This is a genomic window from Nonomuraea sp. NPDC049637 (assembly GCF_040675235.1).
Taxonomy (GTDB): domain Bacteria; phylum Actinomycetota; class Actinomycetes; order Streptosporangiales; family Streptosporangiaceae; genus Nonomuraea.
Map to the genome: position 1 here is coordinate 1 of NZ_JBFAOM010000122.1, position 2322 is coordinate 2322.

Genomic DNA, 2322 nt, shown 5'->3' on the forward strand with positions numbered 1-2322 from the left:
GCTGGTTCGCCTCCGCCAACGGCTACGGCCGCAACTGGGACCAGGCCACCTCCTCCGGCCCCTTCTTCTTCCTGTTCGACTCCATGCGCTCATGGATCCAGTACCAGTGGCAGGTCTTCACCTTCCACAGCGGGGTGCACGAGTACCACCAGTACATGTCCGACCCCTGGACCTGGCCGCTGCTCGTGCGACCGGTGTCGTTCTACTACCCCGCCGACGTGCCGCCGTCGGCGTGCGGGGCCTCGGCGTGCGCGCAGGCGATCCACGGGGTCGGCACCCCCGCCCTGTGGTTCGGCGCGCTGCTCGCGCTGGCGGGCACGGCCGTCCTGTACGCCAGGAGACGCGACTGGCGGGCCGGGGCGGTGCTGCTGGCGTACGCGATGGGCTGGCTGCCCTGGTTCTACTACGCCCTGGCCGACGACCGCACGATGTACCTGTTCTACATGCTGCCGGTGGTGCCGTTCATGGTGCTGGCGGTCGTGCTGATGGCCGGGCTCGTGCTCGGCCGGGCCGATGCGCCGCCCACGCGCAGGGCCGTCGGGGCGGCGTTCGCAGGCGCGTTCGCGATGATCGTGCTGATCAACTTCTGGTGGCTGCAGCCGGTGCTCACGGCCGAGACGCTCACGCAGACACAGTGGTGGGCTCGGATGCTGATGCGCTCTTGGGTGACCGCCGCCCCCAAGTGACGCCCTTGCGCAGCGTGATGGCCGCCGCGATGCAGGCCAGCGGGACGGCCGGCAGCACGTAGCGGTAGTCGAACTCGGCCGTCGCCGCCGGGGCCAGCAACAGCCCGAACGCCCCCAGCCAGGGCAGCGCCACCGGGCCGCCGAACCGGCGCCAGCGGACGACGATGCCGTACAGGCCGATCAGCATGATGCCGCCGAGCAGGATGCCGCGCAGGTAGAAGATCTTCTGGTAGCCGCTCATGATGTCCGCCCACGGGTGGACGATCCTGGTCTCGGGCGGGCCCTGCTCGTAGCTGAACGCGTCGGTGTCGGTGTGGCCGCCCCCGTACGAGGACCACTTCGGCAGGCGCTTGGGCCGCCCGGTGTCGTCCACCTCGTAATAGGGCCTGAACTGGTACATGTTGTACGTCGACTCGTCCGGGAAGCGCGGCCGCCCCCAGTGGAAGGAGCGGAAGAAGTCGCGCGCGACCACCTTCAGGTAGTCGCCCGGCTGGGACAGGATCGCCCGCGTGGCGAACGCGCTGGCCGCGTCGTTGGTGATGCCGCTGAACTTCTTGTTGATGCCCCACCGGTGGAGGACCTCGCCGGTGCCCGTGCCGTCGCCGTTGCCCTGGCCCCACAGATACCACTGTGCGTAGTCTTTGCGCTGGTTGACCGGGTCGTTGATGCACAGCAGGAGGAGCTGGACCTCCTTGTACTTGTCGATCTTCATCTCGTTGCAGTCGGCGAAGATCGCGGTACGCATGTAGAGGATGAGCCCGTCACTGTTGGTCATCGCGAATTTGCCGTAATTTGTAGAAAACCACCCCATGTAGCTGAGAACGGGAACCGCGCACGCCGCGATGACCGCCACGATGGGCCGCCACCCCGTGCGCTGGACGATCAGGTAGAGCACCACGAGCCCGAGGATCGGCATGCCGATCGACCGGGTCAGCCAGGTCAGCGCGAGCAGCAGCCCGACCACGATCCCGGCCCGCCACGACAGCCGCCGCTTCCACAGCACCAGCGTCACCACGCCCACGACCAGCAGCGTGAACAGGGTGTCGGACATGACCATCTGCTCGAGCTGGATCTGGTAGGCGTCGAACAGCACCGGCGCCGCCGCCAGCGTCGCGCCCCACTTGGGCAGCGCGAACTTGCAGCGCAGCAGGGCGTAGATGAGCGCGGCCGCGGCCAGGCCCATCAGGTGTTGCGTGAAGATGGCCAGCGTGAAGCTGTGGAACGGCTTGAGCAGCATCAGCCAGAAGCTGTAGCCGTCGGGCCTGATCGGGTGGGGCCTGGGGTGCAGCGCCACGTTGACGTACTCGTAGGAGTCGTTGAACCACATCGCCGGGCCGTAACCGAGCATGGTGATCAGCCGCAGCACGGCGCCGACGCCGAAGGCCACGGCGAACACGCGATGACGGCGCACGAAGGACAGCACGCGAGCTGCCCGGCCAGGAGCGGAGTGGTCCACAGGGGTAATCTCCGCGACGCTCACCATGCTGTAAAGAATGCCAGTCGTTTTTAGGTCTTGACCCGAGCACGCCGGGCACAGGGCATGATGGTTCACTGGAAGAGCCTTATTACTGAAGGGTTGAGACGTGGAACTGACGGTGGTCATGCCCTGCCTCAACGAGGCGGAGACCGTGGAAGT

General features: G+C 67.1%; 1 protein-coding gene and 1 pseudogene. One reads left to right on the forward strand and one right to left on the reverse strand.

What is annotated here, in order from left to right:
• A pseudogene (locus tag AB0J71_RS49845) lies at positions 1-686 on the forward strand (phospholipid carrier-dependent glycosyltransferase); the annotation flags it as partial.
• On the opposite strand, the gene AB0J71_RS49850 reads toward AB0J71_RS49845, so the two are convergent.
• Entirely contained in the window at positions 622-2097 is a 1476-nt protein-coding gene (locus tag AB0J71_RS49850; protein WP_364421465.1) for a hypothetical protein, read from the reverse strand. The pseudogene AB0J71_RS49845 and the gene AB0J71_RS49850 sit on opposite strands and share 65 nt — an antisense overlap.
• Between the last annotated feature and the right edge of the window lie 225 nt (positions 2098-2322).